14 protein-coding genes are annotated in these 16,291 nt (G+C 51.5%); 6 read left to right on the forward strand and 8 right to left on the reverse strand.

Annotated elements, in window-relative coordinates; translation table 11 throughout:
• Nucleotides 1–674 precede the first annotated feature (674 nt).
• The 4 genes from PsWM33_RS08120 to PsWM33_RS08135 all read right to left on the reverse strand — a co-directional run bounded on the left by PsWM33_RS08120 (nt 675) and on the right by PsWM33_RS08135 (nt 4,208).
• On the reverse strand, nt 675–2,003 hold the full coding sequence (locus PsWM33_RS08120; protein WP_063299847.1) for a TRAP transporter large permease: 1,329 nt from the start codon (nt 2,001–2,003) through the stop codon (nt 675–677).
• The gene (locus PsWM33_RS08125; protein ID WP_063295783.1) at nt 2,000–2,539 is read right to left on the reverse strand and encodes a TRAP transporter small permease subunit; all 540 of its coding nucleotides are present in this window, start codon (nt 2,537–2,539) and stop codon (nt 2,000–2,002) included. The genes PsWM33_RS08120 and PsWM33_RS08125 overlap by 4 nt, the downstream gene beginning before the upstream one ends.
• Before the next feature lie 77 nt (nt 2,540–2,616).
• On the reverse strand, nt 2,617–3,636 hold the full coding sequence (locus PsWM33_RS08130) for a TRAP transporter substrate-binding protein (RefSeq protein ID WP_063299848.1): 1,020 nt from the start codon (nt 3,634–3,636) through the stop codon (nt 2,617–2,619).
• Nucleotides 3,637–3,677: 41 nt separating this feature from the next.
• Complete coding sequence (locus PsWM33_RS08135; RefSeq protein WP_063299849.1) at nt 3,678–4,208, reverse strand: gluconokinase; 531 nt, start codon at nt 4,206–4,208, stop codon at nt 3,678–3,680.
• 110 nt (nt 4,209–4,318) lie between these two features.
• On the opposite strand from PsWM33_RS08135, the gene PsWM33_RS08140 reads away from it, so the two are divergent.
• Nucleotides 4,319–5,317 (forward strand): LacI family DNA-binding transcriptional regulator, encoded by a 999-nt coding sequence (locus PsWM33_RS08140; RefSeq protein WP_063299850.1) that lies wholly within the window; start codon nt 4,319–4,321, stop codon nt 5,315–5,317.
• A 27-nt stretch (nt 5,318–5,344) separates the two neighbouring features.
• Here the strand turns inward: PsWM33_RS08140 and dld are convergent, their stop codons facing one another.
• The 3 genes from dld to PsWM33_RS08155 form a co-directional block, all read right to left on the reverse strand.
• Complete coding sequence (dld, locus tag PsWM33_RS08145; RefSeq protein ID WP_063299851.1) at nt 5,345–7,030, reverse strand: D-lactate dehydrogenase; 1,686 nt, start codon at nt 7,028–7,030, stop codon at nt 5,345–5,347.
• Between the two features lie 9 nt (nt 7,031–7,039).
• Complete coding sequence (locus PsWM33_RS08150; protein ID WP_063299852.1) at nt 7,040–9,106, reverse strand: TRAP transporter large permease subunit; 2,067 nt, start codon at nt 9,104–9,106, stop codon at nt 7,040–7,042.
• Nucleotides 9,107–9,208: 102 nt separating this feature from the next.
• On the reverse strand, nt 9,209–10,273 hold the full coding sequence (locus PsWM33_RS08155; RefSeq protein WP_063295813.1) for a TRAP transporter substrate-binding protein: 1,065 nt from the start codon (nt 10,271–10,273) through the stop codon (nt 9,209–9,211).
• Between the two features lie 339 nt (nt 10,274–10,612).
• Here PsWM33_RS08155 and PsWM33_RS08160 point away from each other — a divergent pair, with 339 nt between their 5' ends.
• Nucleotides 10,613–11,398 (forward strand): FadR/GntR family transcriptional regulator, encoded by a 786-nt coding sequence (locus tag PsWM33_RS08160; RefSeq protein WP_063299853.1) that lies wholly within the window; start codon nt 10,613–10,615, stop codon nt 11,396–11,398.
• A 74-nt stretch (nt 11,399–11,472) separates the two neighbouring features.
• Here PsWM33_RS08160 and PsWM33_RS08165 read toward each other — a convergent pair whose 3' ends face one another.
• The gene (locus PsWM33_RS08165; RefSeq protein ID WP_063299854.1) at nt 11,473–11,958 is read right to left on the reverse strand and encodes a DUF2478 domain-containing protein; all 486 of its coding nucleotides are present in this window, start codon (nt 11,956–11,958) and stop codon (nt 11,473–11,475) included.
• A gap of 461 nt (nt 11,959–12,419) precedes the next feature.
• Between PsWM33_RS08165 and PsWM33_RS08170 the strand changes: the two genes are divergently transcribed.
• The 4 genes from PsWM33_RS08170 to PsWM33_RS08185 all read left to right on the forward strand — a co-directional run bounded on the left by PsWM33_RS08170 (nt 12,420) and on the right by PsWM33_RS08185 (nt 16,258).
• Nucleotides 12,420–13,409: an ABC transporter substrate-binding protein gene (locus PsWM33_RS08170; RefSeq protein ID WP_063299855.1), complete on the forward strand. Its 990-nt coding sequence runs from the start codon at nt 12,420–12,422 to the stop codon at nt 13,407–13,409.
• A gap of 104 nt (nt 13,410–13,513) precedes the next feature.
• On the forward strand, nt 13,514–14,269 hold the full coding sequence (locus PsWM33_RS08175; RefSeq protein WP_208994462.1) for an ABC transporter permease: 756 nt from the start codon (nt 13,514–13,516) through the stop codon (nt 14,267–14,269).
• Entirely contained in the window at nt 14,259–15,071 is an 813-nt protein-coding gene (locus tag PsWM33_RS08180) for an ABC transporter ATP-binding protein (protein ID WP_063299856.1), read from the forward strand. Before PsWM33_RS08175 ends, PsWM33_RS08180 begins: the two co-directional genes overlap by 11 nt.
• Nucleotides 15,068–16,258, forward strand: coding sequence for an NnrS family protein (locus tag PsWM33_RS08185; protein ID WP_063299857.1), 1,191 nt, complete (start codon nt 15,068–15,070; stop codon nt 16,256–16,258). Before PsWM33_RS08180 ends, PsWM33_RS08185 begins: the two co-directional genes overlap by 4 nt.
• Nucleotides 16,259–16,291: the final 33 nt, after the last annotated feature.

Raw genomic sequence — 16,291 nt, forward strand, 5'->3', positions numbered from 1 at the left:
ATGTTGTACTGTCATCAGTGCCGGGCTGCTTGCCGCCTGTAATGTGAAATGGCATGAGTAACTCTTCCATATATCTGTTTTAACTTGTGAAATTGATGAAGAATGAACCTCTTCGTGATTAATCGCGCGGATTACACGAGCAATCAGCAAGAGGTGAAAGTCTGATGAGAATTCCTTGCAACACGATGTAAAAGTAGGTGAGCTGTGTCTCACTGAATACCAAATTCAGAATAAGAATTTTCCTGCTTCTCCTCATCTAAATGACGAATCCGAGCACGCCTAATTTATGTTCAATTAACTATTGATCGGCGTGGGCTCTGAGTGTGTCAAGAAGATAAATTCCATGTAATTTTAATGAATCAATACCACTCAGCGTTCTTTGGAGGACTTGTTCAACATCCTGCTCATCGCGTTATTCCAATAAAAATCTGATCGATTGTTCCCCATCGAAGCCTTTTGGGCAGCTCGGTTGATTTGAGTAAAGGAATGTTTTGGCCATGATCACTAGATTAAGAGTGAACAATTAGACCAAACACAAAGACCGCCAGAGCAGCAGCTGAGAGGGCAGATAAAGATTGTGCAGCAGTGGGTCACTGCCAGAAGCACATAGGCTTAAACAGTAAAAGAGCCTGCGGTGGTGGCCGCAGGCTCTTTTTTCAGTGTGGTTATTGTTGTTAGCTGACTGCGATGCCGGGGAAGATGATCAGCAGGGCGACGGCTGCGATCTGGATCATGATGAAAGGCAGCAGTGCTCTGAAGATTTCGCCCAGACTTATATCGGGCGGTGCCACACTCTTCAGGTAGAAGGCCGCGGGTCCGAATGGTGGCGACAGGAAGCTGACCTGCATGTTCATGGCAAAGACAACGCCGAACCAGATTGGATCGTAACCAAGCTGTGAGACGATTGGCACGAAGATCGGCATGGTAAGCAGTGCGATGCCAACCCAATCCAGGAACATGCCAAGCACGAACAGGATGAGCATCATGAACAGGATCACGACGGTTGGATCGTCGGAGATACCTGTGATCAGCGCCTGAACAAAGCGGATACCACCCATCAAGTTGAACACGCCGACCAGTGCAGAGGCCCCTACTCCAATCCAAACGATCATACCAACAGTTGATAAGGTCTGCTTAGCTGCCCCCATGATGAGGCTGACAGAGAACTCGCGGCGGATGATGGTTGAGATGGTTACGCCGAGCACACCGATGGCAGAAGCCTCAGTCACACTCGCGATGCCGCCATAGATAGAGCCAAGAACGAACACCACAACGAGGATCGGAAGAAACAAGCCTTTCAGGAGGCGCATTTTTTCAGCGATTGGGATCTCGCCAGCTTCTGGTATTGGCGCGATTTCAGGGTTGGAATAGGCGCGGATCAGAATATACGCTGCGTACATGCCTGCTAGCATCAGGCCCGGGAAGAACGCTGCCGTGAAAAGGTCGCCGATGGAGACACTGGCGGTCAGGCCATAAATGATGAGTACGATGGATGGCGGGATCATTGTACCCAGAGCGCCACCTGCACAGCATACACCAATCGCAAGTTTGCGGTCGTAGCCAAGACGCAGCATTTGCGGCAGGGCGATCACTCCAAGCAGAACAACTTCACCACCGATGATGCCGGACATGGCCGCCAAAACAACAGCCACGAGAAGCGTCTGGATGGCGATGCCACCGCGCAGACGCCCGCCAACGAGGCGCATGGCGTCAAACAGGTCCTTGGCTATGCCCGATCGATCCAGGATCGCGGCCATGAGCACAAACATGGGAACGGAGACAAAAACGAAGGAATTCACAAAGCTGAAGATGCGGCTGACGATCAGCGGCACAGCGCCTGGGCCGAACCAGCCCAGTGCGAAAATGAGAGCAACAAGCAGTGTGACGAAAGCAAGAGGCATGCCCGTCAGCAGCAGCAGAAGCAATGAGCCGAACATCAGAACCGTAGCCAGCTCGATGCCCAGAGCTTTGAAATCCGGGATCAGGATGAGTAAATCGGTCATTTTTTCTTAGCGTAGTTGACGGCCAGAATTGCAAATTGCAGGCACATGAGAATAAGGATACCAAGCAGGAACAGCTTTAGCAGACCTGGTGTTGGCGGGTTCCATGCAGAGCCGGAGGTCTCCAGACGGAAATCGCCGGCGGGTGTCCAGATTGCGCGTTTTACAACGAGCCAGCCTGCCCAGGAGAACAAGGCGCTGGCGAGTGCACAGGCAATGGAGATAGCAACGTTAAAGACACGCCGAAGCTCGGGAGAGAGTGCATCGTAAATCAGAACCACACGGATGTGTTTGTTTGTCGATGCGCAGTAAAGACCACCAAACAGGAATGTTGTCGCCGTCAGGAAGATGACGGTTTCGTGGGCCCAAATGGTTGGTGAATTAAACAGATACCGCATTGCGACTTCAAAAATCAGAATTGCCGCAGACGATACGATTGCAAGTGAAAAGAGTGTGCTGAGTTTTGCTATTATGCGCCCGAACAGACCCGCTTCAGGTATGGCTCTTTGGCCAGCGTCTTTTTCTTCGTGATCTGACATTCACCCTGCCTCCCCGCTAGGTACCGAACCGTCGGGGAATTTGACGGTCCGGTATGTTTCACGCGATTTAAATCAGCTTACTGAGCAAGCAGACCCTGCTCTTTCAGGTAAGCAGACAGTACCGCGTAAACGCGTTTTGCGTTATCAGATTTCGCAGCAACTTTTTCCCACTGAGAGCGTGCAATTGCACGGAACTTAGCACGCTCTTCTGCAGACCAATTGTGAACGGTGATGTTTGGATCTGCAATAGCTTCTGCCACTGCAACAGCATCACGCATGGATAGTTGAGCAGTAATGTCACGTGCGTAATCACGCACAGACATTTCCAGGATTGCCTGAATGTCGGCTGGCATGCTGTCCCATGTTTCTTTATTCATGGAAACTTCAACCAATGGCATGGAGTGGAAGCCTGGATACACCGGATGACCTGCTACAGCGTGCATGCCCTGCTGGTGGTTGGTTGAGAACACTGTGTAGTCTGCTGCGTCGATCACGCCTTTATCCAGCGCGGTGAACACTTCAGAACCAGGCAGGTTCACAGGTGCTGCGCCTGCTGCAGCGAATACGTTCTGTACCAGACCTTCTGGTGCACGCATTTTCAGACCCTTCAGGTCATCAACGCCGTCCAGAGGAACTTTGGAGATAAAGGCTTCGAGCCCCGGAGTGCTCGCGCCGATGAACTGAAGACCATATGGGTTCAGCAGTTCGTTCATCAGCTGCTTGCCGCCGCCGTACTCCATGAAGTTGAGCATTTCGGATGGAGAACCGTATGCGCCAACCGGGTTTGCGATCAGACCGAAGGCTGCATCTTTACCGGTGAAGTAAGAGGTGTCAGTGATGTGACCGTCAATGATGCCTGCTGCAACAGCATCCTGAGTTTCAGTGTGCTGAACGATGGTGCCAACTGGCAGCATTTCAATATTAACGCGGTCGTTGGTAAGAACGCCAACACGTGCTGCCCAAGCCTGCTGAAGTTCAAAGTTTGGGTTGCCAGCTGGGTCAGATGACTGGAAACGCAGAGAATAATCTGCTGCAAGTGCCGTTGTGGCAGTGGATGCTGCAATCACTGCTGCAGCTGCAAATTTCAAAAACTTCATACTCACAGTACCTCCCTGAAGAGTATTCGATGTTGGCGGCCTTAGGCCACAGTTTCCGGCATGATTTGACGCAAAATTTGATTGATGATGTCAGTTTTAGCGCCACTCACGTCGACGTTGATGTGCAGCTCGTCTAAAGACGGGGGCTGCAGGATTTCTAACTGGCTGTCTAGCAGCTCAAGTGGCATGAAATGATCCTGCCGGTTGAGCATTCTTTCGCGAATGATATCTTTTGATCCTGAAAGGAAGATAAAACAGGCATGAGGCAAATAAGTGCGGATGATGTCACGGTAAGACCGCTTAAGGGCGGAACACGCAACAACAACAGCAGGTGTTGCTTCTTGTTTGTTTAAGTCAACGATCGCTTGCGAAAGATCATTCAGCCAAGGTCGGCGCATGTCATCCGTTAGCGGATGCCCCCGGCCCATTGCTTCAATATTGCCTTCAGGATGAAAATCATCTGCCTCGACATAGGTCGCCGGTAAACACGTAGCCAAAACGCGTGCCACTGAGGTTTTGCCGACCCCACAAACACCCATGACGACAAATACTGATTTTTTATAGTCTTCCACGGCCCTAATTTTCCTCCTAAGAGAATTTGATCATAAATGATTGCGCAATCATTTTGCAAGAGGTATCTGAAATATCTACAAAGGCGCTCAGGAATAGGGAGTATTTTTTGATGCCAAAACCAACGCTTGTAGATGTTGGACGAGAAGCTGGCGTTAGCGCAATCACAGTTTCCCGCGCACTTCGCTCACCGGAAAAGGTGTCCGAGGCATTGCGCGCGAAAGTTGAAATTTCTGTGAAAAAACTTGGCTATGTGCCGAACCAGTCTGCTTCTACTCTTGCGTCAAATAAGTCCAGTTCCATCGTGGTTATGGTCCCTTCCATCTCCAACAACGTGTTCACTGACGTGCTTGGCGGAATCAGCGATGCGTTGCACGGATCACGCTTTAATATGCAGATCGGTTACACCAATTACGACTCACTGGAAGAAGAGCGCATCCTGCGATCATTCCTGAACCCTACTCCCTCCGGCGTGATCATTTCTGGTCTTGAGCAAACTGATGAAACCAGGCAGATGCTTGAGAATGCAGGCGTTCCTGTCGTGCAGATTATGGACATCAGTCCGAAACCCATCGATATGATTGTTGGTTTCTCGCATGATCAGGCCGCAGAGACGGCGACGCAACATCTGATCGATTCGGGTTACAAAAACATCGGCTTCATTGGCGCGCAGATGGACCCGCGCTCTCTGAAACGTCTGGCTGGCTTCAAAAAAGCGATCAGCGACAATGGCGAGTTGCGAGAGGAATGTATAGCGGTAACGAACAAGCCCTCCAACGTGCGGCTGGGTGCAACATTGCTGGATAAACTTACGTCACAGTTTCCTGAGTGCGACGCAGTCTTTTGCAACAATGATGACTTGTCTGTCGGCGTGCTGTTTGAATGTCAGCGCCGAGGTATCAAGGTTCCGGACGAACTCGGCATTTGCGGTTTTAATGATTTGGGCATCTCATCAGAAACCGTTCCAAGTATCACCTCGGTAACCACTCCACTGCGAGAGATTGGTCGGCTTGCCGGGGCAATGGTGATCGGCGAAGAAGGTGTGCCTTCTACTCCGATTGTTGATTTGAGCTACACAATTTCAGCACGTGAAAGCACCAAAAGAGTTTAGGCCAGAGCGGATACTCTGGCCTTTGTGTCAATGATAATGTTTGCAACGGGACGTTTTTCCAAGACCCGGATTAAAGCTGTTTGTCGGGTCTATGGACTTATAGAACTCGACTAGGTCCGGTTTGGCTTTATAGATATGCCCGACATTGTGTTCCGCCGGATATTCCGCACCACGTGTGTCTAGTATCTCAAGCATTTCCTGCTTGAGGGCTGCCACATCTACACCCTTTTTCACGATGTAATCTTGATGCAGCACATGGCACATGAAGTGGCCGTAATAGAGCCGGTGGATTAGCTTGTCTTTGATATGTGCGGGTAATTGCTCAAACCAGCTGCGATCATCCCGGCGCAATGCGATGTCCAGCGCAAGAATGTCTTCCGCAGCATCTTCGTGCACTGCTTTGTAACGGATTGCAGCACCTGCAGCAGCAAAGCGATGAAGTGCGGCCATCTTGCCTTCAATCGCATCACAAGCGAAGAAGTCACCTGAACGAGATGCAAAGAAATCCTTCAGGAAGGCGCCCGCCTCATCAATGCCCTCGTCGCTCATCTTAAGGATGAGATGGTGTTCATAATCTCTGCGATACTGAGACATGCGTTTTGGCAGAACATCCGGCCAAACCTTCGCAAGCACTTGCATGAAGCGGTCCGTCAGGTTCTTTGGGAGGAAGCTGATCTTGTTCAGATACGCATCCACCGCGCCCTTCAGAGCAAAGAAAGTTGGCAGTCGATCTGTACCGAGGTGGTTGATCATGACGACGGTGTCTTTGCCGTACTTCTCTGAGATGTCATAGGCTTCGCGGTGCATGTATTCTGCTGAAACCGGAAGGCTCTCAAAGTGCGACAAGATATGGCGGCGCAGTTCAGTCAGTTCTGCCGGATCATTGGTGCCGATGTAGAAAGTCTTTTCAGCACCCGCTTTGGGGAACGTATCCAGACGAACAGCAAATACGCCAAGCTTACCTGCGCAGCCGCTGGCCTCATAAAGACGGCGTTTATCCGCATTAAAACGCGCTGGTGTGGCAGCATCCACATTGCGAACACGGCTGTGGTATTCGCTGTCTGATGCCTTCTGGTTGGTGCCCTTCACATCCGCTGGAACGTAATTGCCACTTTCCAGATTGCTCAGGATTTCCTCAGCTGAGTTGCCAAGTTCAATACCGAGATGGTTGACGAGAACCAGTTCACCATTCGCGTTGAGTTGAGCGAATAAAGAAAGCTCGGTGTAGGACGGGCCGCGCTCAATGAGCGATCCGCCAGAGTTATTGCATACACCGCCAATGATGGAGGCACCAATGCAGGACGAGCCGATCACTGAATGTGGCTGGCGGCCCAGTGGAGCCAGCATTTTCTCCAGATCAAACAAAGTAGAGCCGGGAAAACTGATGATTTGCTTACCGTCGTCCAGAGCCTGAATCTGTGTCATCCGGTTGGTGTTGATGAGCACCACATCGCGCTCATACGTCCCCTTTGGCGTCGAGCCCTCCGTCAGTCCGGTGTTCGCGGCTTGCATGATGACGATCTTGTCTGCCGCAACACAGGCTTGCAGCACCTTCCACTGCTCTAGCAGTGTGCCGGGACGTACGACTGCAATCGCCTCCCCTTCTCCAGAGCGGAACCCTTTACGGAACCGCTCTGTCTTTTTCGGGTCGCTGAGAACGTGGCGAGTGCCAACGACTTTCTCAAACTGCTTGATCAGCTCTGCGTTGTTCATCTCGGCATCCTAATAGGCGACGGATGGCAGCCATGTGGCCAATGGTGGCAGGAAGTACACCAGCATCAGGCCCAGCAACTGCAGCAGCACGAACGGAATGATACCGCGGTAGATGTCTGTCAGTTTGATCTCGGGCGGACACACGCCCTTCAGGTAGAACAAGGCGAAGCCAACGGGCGGTGTCAGGAACGAGGTTTGCAGGGTCACAGCCACAAGGATCACAAACCAGATCAGTGCAGGCTCATCAATCACCCCATAGCCACCAATATCGAGGCCAAGGCCATTGATGATTGGACGCATCAGAGGCAGCACGATCAGTGTGATCTCAATCCAATCCAGCACGAAGCCAAGCAGGAACACGATGAACAGGATGAACAGGACTGTTCCGTTGGCACCAAAGCCGGTGGAAGCCACCATTTCTTCGATCAGCGCATCACCGCCCATCTCACGCAGGACGTAGGAGAAGATGGTTGCGCCGAGGAAGATGGCAAAGATGTAAGCGGTGGTGTTGAAGGTGGACTTCAGCACGTTGACCAGCTTGCGGAATGTAAGTTTGCGATAGCCGAGTGCCAGTAGAGTTGCGCCGAGTGCACCGATGCCGGAAGCTTCTGTTGGCGTGGTCAGGCCTGCGAAGATAGAGCCCAGCACGGCAAGGATCAGCAACAAGGTTGGCAGCGCTGCAATCATTACGTCTTTGATGGCGTGCCAGTCTGGTGCCTTCGCACCTTCCGGCACTGGTGCTGCATCGCGTTTGATCAGGGCAATCACGAAGATATACACGAGGTAGAGCATACCGATGATGACGCCAGGGAACACCGCCGCCATGAACAGGTCACCAACGGACAGTGCCATCTGGTCTGCCATGATTACCAGCATGATGGAAGGCGGAATGAGGATGCCCAGTGTCCCGGAGGCAGAGACCACGCCAGCCGCAAGTGACTTGGAGTATTTTTGTTGCATCATGGATGGGAGAGACAGCACACCAAGCAGCACAACAGAAGCACCGATGATGCCGGTGGAGGCAGCAAGGATGATGCCGATGAGCGTTACTGTGATTGCGAGACCACCACGCACTGTACCGAACAGCTTCTGCATGGAGGTCATCAAGCGCTCGGCCACGCCGCTTTCGTCCAGCATCAGACCCATGAAGATGAACATAGGCAGAGCGACAAGAACAGCGTTGGACATGGTCGCGTAAACACGGTTTACGGTTGCGCCCAATGTCAGGTAGTCGAGGCCGGTGAAAGTGCTCTCAAGGCCAGTCCAGGCCATATGGTCGTTGTCGAACAGATAAGCCAGACCGCAATACGCAATGCCTACGCCTGCCAGAACCCATGCAACAGGGTAACCGGAAAAGAGCAGCGCAATAAAGCTCAGGAACATCGCGATGACGAGTTTCTCTTCAGTGGTCTCGACGAGGAAAGACAAGCCATACGCAACAATAGCAAAGCCAAGGAATGCGAGGAGGATCAGGCGGATGCCCTTCCCTTTCCGCTCGCTCTCACTGTCGACCCAGATTGCGTGAACGTCGTGGATAAGGCGGGCGAGTGCTGCCACTCCCAACAGAACAAAGCTTAGCGGGATGACTGCTTTGAGTGCCCAACGCGCAGGCAGGCCAGTTGGGCTGGAGGAGCGTTCGCTCACGCGGAAACTGTCGTAGAAATAGTCGTAACCCTGATCCACCATGAGGTAGATGAAAGGAACCAAAAGCGCAGAAATGCCGATGATTTCAATGAAACGTTGTGTCCGCGGGCTCAGCTGCATGTGCAGCAAATCCACCCTTACGTGGCTATCTGTGACCAGCGCGTAAGAGATGCCCACCATGGTCACCAGACCGTAGATGTGCCACTGAAGTTCATCAAGCTTAGGGAAGTTGTAGTTAAACAGATAACGCATTGTTACCTGAGTGACGATTGCAAGGATCAGCAGCAGGTTGGCCCACATTACAACGTGGCCAACGCCTTTTACAAAGTGATCCAGTGCAACGGCTATGGGTTGTTTGTCAGTGTCTTCGTGCTCGAGAATTTCTTCAAAGAGCTCAATTGGATCTGAAGTGTCCTGAGGATTTTTTATCATAGCATTCACTCTTGCAGGTCAACGCCGCAACTATCTGGTCTGGAAGGCTGAGGCCAATAGTAGAATTGGGAGCGGCAAGGAAAAGCCGCTCCCAAGTTTTTATTACTTACGCGGCAGGAACGCGTTTTCTTTCCAGATTTTGTAGTTATCGCGGAACTGGTTGAGGTCAGTCAGAACCTTTGCGAAGAATGCATCATTTGCAGCTTCTTCCTGAGCAACGTCGTTCCATGTTGAACGGAACACGTCGAGCATTTCAGGAGACCACTGCTTGATCTGAACGCCGTTGTTGTTGACGTTGTCGAGCAGAGCTTCGTGCTGGATCGCTTCACCTTCAGCAAAACTGTCGGTAACAGATGCCTTACATGCGTTCTCAATGATCGCTTTGTGAGTGTCGCTTGCTTTGTTCCAAACGTCTTTGTTGATCAGCAGTTCGAAGACGGTCGCCTGCTGATGCCAACCTGGGAAGTAATTATACTTTACCAGTTTGTGGAAGCCGAGGCGTGCGTCAATGGCAGGCATGGAGAATTCGGTCGCATCAATCGCGCCTTTCTCAAGCGCCGGGAAGATTTCACCGCCTGGCAGCAGAGAAGTTGCAACGCCAAGCTTCTGCATAACTTTACCGCCAAGGCCGAAGAAGCGCATTTTCAGACCCTTCAGGTCTTCAGGAGAATTGATCTCCTTAGCGAACCAGCCGGATGTCTCTGGAGCGATGATCGCACATGGCAGAACTTTTACGTTGTAGCCAGCCTGATCGTACATTTCCTGGTACAGGGACAGGCCGTTGCCGTAGTAGAGCCAAGCCGCATATTCACCAGCTTCCGGGCCAAAAGGAACGGCTGAGAACAGTGGAGCTGCAGGAATTTTGCCAGCCCAATAGCCAGCCGTTGTGTAGCCGGAATTGATTTTGCCTGAAGAAACAGCGTCGAGAATTTCAAATGGTGGAACCAACTTGCCCGGCTCATACACCTTCATTTTGATGGAGCCGCCAGACATCAGCTTCAGCTGTTCAGCGACACGAGGAATTGGGCTTCCCAAACCTGGCAGAGAGGTAGAGAAGGCAATTGGTGTCTTCAGCAGCAGCTTGTCGGCTGCGTTTGCGATAGGAGCTGCGAGCACCGAGGCAGCTACAGAGGCGGCGAGAGCAAGGCTTAAGACAGATTTTTTCATGTTTCCTCCAAATGGCATTCGGCTGCTAAACGCGCTTTTGCGCTGTCCTCCCAAGCAGCTGATTAATGGTAAATAATATTGACCTCTAAAATAAATCAAGAAATATATTTTGCCGTTTTAGCCGTTTTTCGGGCTTGACACGCGGGCAAATACTAATGGTGTGGATGCGTAGAATTATTGGGTTTGCATACCTAAGGGATAGAAAATTCGCTGTAAAACAACGTATTAGTGCGTAATACATGCTTTGATATATCAATATTGTGGCTCTCGGCGCTCTTCCCCTTGAATTGGAAAATAAAATCGACCAATATTGGAATTGTGACCGGCAGGAAGTGTAAAATGGTATCTGTAGATTATCTTTTTGAGCCTATCGACCACGATACAGTGGTGGATTCTGTAACTGAGCAGATTGAGGGACTCATTTTAGCCGGTGTGCTGAAAGAGGGGACGAAGCTACCTTCAGAAAGAGATATCTCTGAGCGTATGGGTGTCTCTCGTCCGAAGGTTCGTGAAGCGCTGAAGCGGCTGGAAGATTCCAATCTCATTGCTATCCGTCACGGTGAAGGATCGTTCATAGCGCCTCTCATCAGTGCAGCTATGAGCCCTGCCTTGATCAATCTGATCAGCCGCAATCAGACGGCTTTTTATGACTACCTTGAATATCGACGGGTTCAGGAGGGATTTGCAGCTCGTCTGGCTGCTGAGCGTGCAACCAAACTGGATCTTGAGCGACTTGAGGCTATTCTCGTAAACCTACGGGAAGCGCAGGCCAATGGCGACGATATTGCTTCAAAGAAGAATGATATCGCGTTTCATTTGGCGATTGTGGATGCGGGTCACAATGCCATGCTTATTCATATGATGTCTTCCATCTATGAACTGACGCAGAAGGGTGTCTTCTATAATCGCGAGTTCTTGCGCTCGATTGATGGAACTGGGGAGCAACTGTTAGACCAGCACGAGGAGATCGGCAGGGCTATCTTCACGCGAAATGGCGCAAAGGCTGAAGAGGCGGCGCATCGGCACATTGATTTCGTGGAGACATCTTTCCGCCTTGGGCAGGATCAACAGCGCCGTGAGCTTATTTCCTCAAAACTCTTTGCGTTGCAAAGAGGTGAAGAATAATTACCACTCTTACGTATTGGGAATAGAGAGGATCATTAGCAAAGGCCATGGCGAATGATCCGCGTTATCAATGCCTAGCGATTCTCAACCCAAGCTGTGAGATCAGCAACGTTTGGCTCAACAAATTCCGCCATACCGCCGGAGAATTCTTTAAAAGCGTCGATATTGATATGGTTGGTGCCAACGAGAACGGACGCTCCGCTCTCTAGCGCCTTCACGATCAAATCCCGAAATCCGCTGCCATTGGCCTCTTGCTCACCAAACTTGTTAAGGATGAACACGTCAAACGGCTCGTTGATCCGCTGAGTAACTTCGCCTGCAGCTTGCGCGAGGGCTGATGTGTCCAGTCGGCAGCCGGAAGACTCCTTGCCAAGGGATTGGGTGATGGAGATTTGTGGCCCGTCTGGCAGGACCAGAACGTCCATATCGCAGCGATGGCGATCTTCGTTGACCGTATCTGCCTGCACAATACCGCAAGTCCGTATGCCGTTTTCCCGAAGTTTCTCGGAAAGCTCTGTCAGCACCAGTTTCCCTTTTGGTAGGGTGTAAGCAATTCTCATCTGGGGTCTTCCTTGCGCTTCTGTTTTTTCAGCTATGTGAAAACTCTCATATCAAACTGTAATAATACTGGTTTGATCTACGCAAGGTTACCCCTGCGGCGAATGCGCACAATTATTATGAGGAATGTGTTTTTGCACATTTACCGCAAGAGAGGTTAACTTGATTTCGTGCAGTTTGGGTATCTTTGAGCCTACCCTACATGAGCAAGCTCATCCCCTTGATAGCTTTGTGCTTTGAACTTAAAATTCAGGGAAACTATGAAATAGTCGCGCAATGCTCCTGCGCATCTTGGAGGCTCTAAGTGGGATTTTGTAGGCTAAATTGCCTTAATATGAATTTAATCTTCAGGTTATTGACTTTTGTCAAATAAGCGAAGGAATGTTCGTGATCTACAGTAGTTGCAATTCATTCGCATTTGCGAGCTGTTCGCTTTCTATCTCGTTTCGATGGAAACTCAAAAATGATCACACGTCGTTCTTTTCTTTCGCACACTGCAGTGTTTACTGCTGCAGCATCTCTGGGTAGTACGCTGCCATTCGTGGCACAAGCGGCAAATCCGGCGCTGGCTCTGCATGGTCCGCCAGTGGGGCCATCTGTCGTGTTGTCTTACATTGCCAACAAAGGCTTGCTCTCTGACTTTACAGAGAAAGTAGATTTCTCCGTTTACAAGTCACCAGATGTCCTGCGCGCTGGTTTCGTTTCCGGTGACTGGAAATTGGCGGGCACCCCGTCTTATGTTGCCGCGAACCTTGCCAACAAAGGCCTTCCCGTGAAGATGCTGAACATCATGACCTGGGGCATGCTTTATGTGCTCAGCTATGATGGTTCTGTGAAGTCCCCTGCGGATCTGGCCGGTGAGAAGATCGGCATGTTCTTTCGAAATGATATGCCGGATCTGGTGTTTGGTCGCGTCATGCAACAAAACGGGCTGACTGAGGGCAAAGACTATTCCTTGCACTATGTCAGCACCCCGTTTGAAGCATTACAGCTTCTGCTCTCAGGTCGTATCAAGCATTGCGTTCTGCCAGAGCCGGCTGCGACAGCGGGTATGGTCAAAGGCAAAAAGATGGGTAAGTCGATCCATCGTTCTATCGATTTGGCCAGTGAATGGGCGTCTGTGACGGGCGGCGAAGGTCGCTTCCCGATGGCAGGTATGATGGTGCATGAAGATCTTCTCAATGCGCAGCCAGAGCTGATTGAAGGCTTCCACAAAGCCTGTGTCACCGGCACTGAGTGGGTGAAGGCAAACCCCAAGGAAGCGGCGGCTGTTGCATCTGAAAGCATCACGCTTCCTGCGCCTGTGATCGCCAAGTCCATTCCGCATACGCATCTAACAGCAGAGCGTGCCAAAGACATTCAGGCCGAGTTGGAGCAGTTCTACTCCATTCTGGCGGAAAAGAACCCATCCATCATTGGCGGAAAATTGCCGAACGCAGACTTCTATCTGTAGCGAAGCAGGCTTGGCAGGCTGCGCAAAGGTTACGGTCACCTGATCTGCTGAGCCCAACACACAACGAGAAATACCTGATGATCCATCACATGCTATCGACGTTAATGAGTAAACTTTGGAGTGGTTGGGGCACTCTGGCGGGGGTATTTCTCATTTTCGCGCTCTGGCAAGTCGGTTTTGAGACCTTCGGGTCTTTGGTGTTGCCTGCGCCATTGGAAGCATTGAGCCGGTTGGTGGATCTTGTCGCTTTGCCATCCGGGCTCGAATACATTCTGATCACTGCCAAGCGGGCCTTTGCTGGCTTTCTGCTTGCCAGCGCTTTTGGTATTTTCTTTGGCCTGATAGCCGGTTGGTCCAACACACTGTCGCTACTCTGTAAGCCGTTTATTACCGTGGCTCTTGGGGTGCCGCCGATTGCATGGATCGTGCTTGCGCTGCTGTGGTTTGGCGGCGATGACGGCACGCCGATCTTTACAGTGTTCATCTCAACGATCCCGCTCATTTTCGCAGGAGCCTTGCAAGGCGTGCGGATGCGGGAGAAGGAGCTGGATGAGATGGCACAAAGTTTTCATGTGCCGCCGGTGCAACGGTTCTGGCACGTGCAGGCACCGCAGATTGTCTCCTACCTCTTTCCGGCATGGGCAACAGCGTTGGGATTGAGCTGGAAAGTGGTGGTGATGGCAGAGCTTCTCTCCAGCACGCGTGGCATTGGTGCTGGCCTTGCTGAAGCACGCGTCAATATCGATACCGCGTCCACCATGGCGTGGATTGTTGTGGTTGTTGGTCTGCTGCTGGTCATCGAAGGTATGTTGCTCAACCCTGTCAAAGATTATGTGGAGGGTTGGAAGCATGCTGAATGATGCAGCTCCCCTGCTCTCCGTTGTGCCAAGAGGCGCAGCAGAGACAAAGCCATCCGTTTTATCTGTCTCAGTGGAAGGCCACCGCTACCATCCTTTGCAGCAAACACTGGCACCGAGTGCGCTGGAGCTGAAAAAAGGGGAAGTTGTTAGCATCATCGGTCCATCCGGTTGCGGGAAGTCGACTTTTCTGCGCATCGCAGCGGGATTGATTGAGGCAAGTGCTGGGAAGATTTCAAGCACTGCAGATCGAACGGCGATCCTGTTTCAGGAACACCGGTTGTTGCCATGGAAGAGCCTTCTGAACAACATCAGCTTTGGTCTTCAGGGACAAAAGCTCTCCAAGTTCCAGCGTATGAAGAAAGCACGGGCCGTCGCTTATGCCATGGGTTTCACTGAGGATGATCTGATCAAGTATCCCTCAGAGCTCTCCGGTGGCATGCGTCAGCGTGGAGCGTTGGCACGTGCGCTCGCGGTAGAACCTGATCTGCTGTTTTTAGACGAGCCGTTTAGCGCTCTCGACATTGGCCGCCGCCGCGATCTTTACCGATTGGTGTTGCATGAAGTTGATGAGAAACAGTGTTCCGTTCTGATGGTCACTCACGATGTGACAGAGGCTTTGGCTTTGAGCGACCGTGTTTTGGTCATGGCGCCGAATCCGGGTCATTTTGCCAAGGAATATGAAGTGCCACTGGCTCGTTCCGAGCGTACGCGTCGAAACCTTTTGGAACTTGAGGCGAGCTTGCTGGCAGATGATCGGATTGCGCAGCTGTTCAACATGAGCAATTGGGAGCAACTCGTATGACTGAGCTTTCCCATGTGCCTGCACAACAGGTTTCTTTTTTTGATGCTCCGGTGTTTTCTGAAGGGTTTCGCGTCTTCTTTCCGCTGTCAGCGCTTTATGCGGTGTTCTCCATCGTCGTATGGGGGCTTGTGCTTGCTGATGTGTTGCCAGTGCCACTGGATGCAGATCCTCTGCTCTTCCATCAGTATGAGATGTTCTTTGGCTTTTTCACGGGTGCGATGGCAGGCTTTTTGACCACTGCTGTCCCCTCCTGGTCAAACACACCAAAAATTGCAGGCGCACAATTGGTGGGGCTTGGCGCGCTTTGGCTAGCGGGCCGCGTTGCTTTCTGGATGCTTGGCGTGCTTTCGCCAACTGTTGTCTTTGTGGTTCAGGCTCTTCTTCCTGCAGCATTACTGATTGTTATTTTGCCAAGGCTCTGGCGTGCCAAGATGCGCCATCTCATGTGGCCGGTGCTTCTGCTTTGCGTGGCGCAACTTGTTTGCTTTTGGGAGTACACGCAGATTGGCGTTCTCAATCAAGGGCTCGCGATTGCGGAGGGTGCGTTTGTCCTGATGGTCCTCACCGCACTTGCACCTGTTTCCATGGTGATTGTGAATGATGCTTTGTCCACGCGAGATGATGGCGCCGTTTTTGTTCCGCGCCCACCAATGAGGCGTGCAGCGATGTTCTGCATCTCTGCGTTTACTCTTGCCAAGGTGTTGGGTGTTTCTGATGCGTTGCAAGGATGGCTGGCGCTGGCGTCTGCCTGTGCAGTGCTCAACATCCTGCAGGACTGGCATATGGCTGGCGCTTTACGAACTTTCTTCGCAAAAGCGCTTTATCTGGTTTACTGGTTCTTTGGAGTTGGCTTTGCCTTGGAGGCTGGCGGATTGCTGGGACTGCTGTCAGCTGGTTCTTACGTTTCTGGTCAGCATATGATCTTCATCGGCGGTTTATCTCTGGCGACCTTTATGGTTTTGACCATCGCGGGTCTGCGGCATGCGGGGTACTCGCTGAAGCTTTCCAAGCTGCTTGGAGCCGCGATCCTCTCCCTCATAAGTGCTTGTCTGGTCCGTTCGCTCGGCCCACTGCTTCTCCCAGATCTGGATGTAATATCACTGGCCTGGAGCCTGTTTGCGCTCGCTTTCACTCTATACCTGATCCACTTCCTGCCCGTGGTTCTCCGCGAAAACTTCGTAAAATAAAGGCAACTGACTATGCTTTCTTTATCGAGATTG

This window comes from Pseudovibrio sp. WM33 (assembly GCF_001623165.1).
Taxonomy (GTDB): Bacteria; Pseudomonadota; Alphaproteobacteria; order Rhizobiales; family Stappiaceae; genus Pseudovibrio.

Bases quoted from the DNA above. Each gene is read 5' to 3' on its own strand.
- PsWM33_RS08120 (WP_063299847.1), bottom strand. From the start codon at position 2,003: ATGACCGATTTACTCATCCTGATCCCGGATTTCAAAGCTCTGGGCATC.
- PsWM33_RS08125 (WP_063295783.1), bottom strand. From the start codon at position 2,539: ATGTCAGATCACGAAGAAAAAGACGCTGGCCAAAGAGCCATACCTGAA.
- PsWM33_RS08130 (WP_063299848.1), bottom strand. From the start codon at position 3,636: ATGAAGTTTTTGAAATTTGCAGCTGCAGCAGTGATTGCAGCATCCACT.
- PsWM33_RS08140 (WP_063299850.1), top strand. From the start codon at position 4,319: ATGCCAAAACCAACGCTTGTAGATGTTGGACGAGAAGCTGGCGTTAGC.
- dld (WP_063299851.1), bottom strand. From the start codon at position 7,030: ATGAACAACGCAGAGCTGATCAAGCAGTTTGAGAAAGTCGTTGGCACT.
- PsWM33_RS08150 (WP_063299852.1), bottom strand. From the start codon at position 9,106: ATGATAAAAAATCCTCAGGACACTTCAGATCCAATTGAGCTCTTTGAA.
- PsWM33_RS08155 (WP_063295813.1), bottom strand. From the start codon at position 10,273: ATGAAAAAATCTGTCTTAAGCCTTGCTCTCGCCGCCTCTGTAGCTGCC.
- PsWM33_RS08160 (WP_063299853.1), top strand. From the start codon at position 10,613: ATGGTATCTGTAGATTATCTTTTTGAGCCTATCGACCACGATACAGTG.
- PsWM33_RS08165 (WP_063299854.1), bottom strand. From the start codon at position 11,958: ATGAGAATTGCTTACACCCTACCAAAAGGGAAACTGGTGCTGACAGAG.
- PsWM33_RS08170 (WP_063299855.1), top strand. From the start codon at position 12,420: ATGATCACACGTCGTTCTTTTCTTTCGCACACTGCAGTGTTTACTGCT.
- PsWM33_RS08175 (WP_208994462.1), top strand. From the start codon at position 13,514: ATGAGTAAACTTTGGAGTGGTTGGGGCACTCTGGCGGGGGTATTTCTC.
- PsWM33_RS08180 (WP_063299856.1), top strand. From the start codon at position 14,259: ATGCTGAATGATGCAGCTCCCCTGCTCTCCGTTGTGCCAAGAGGCGCA.
- PsWM33_RS08185 (WP_063299857.1), top strand. From the start codon at position 15,068: ATGACTGAGCTTTCCCATGTGCCTGCACAACAGGTTTCTTTTTTTGAT.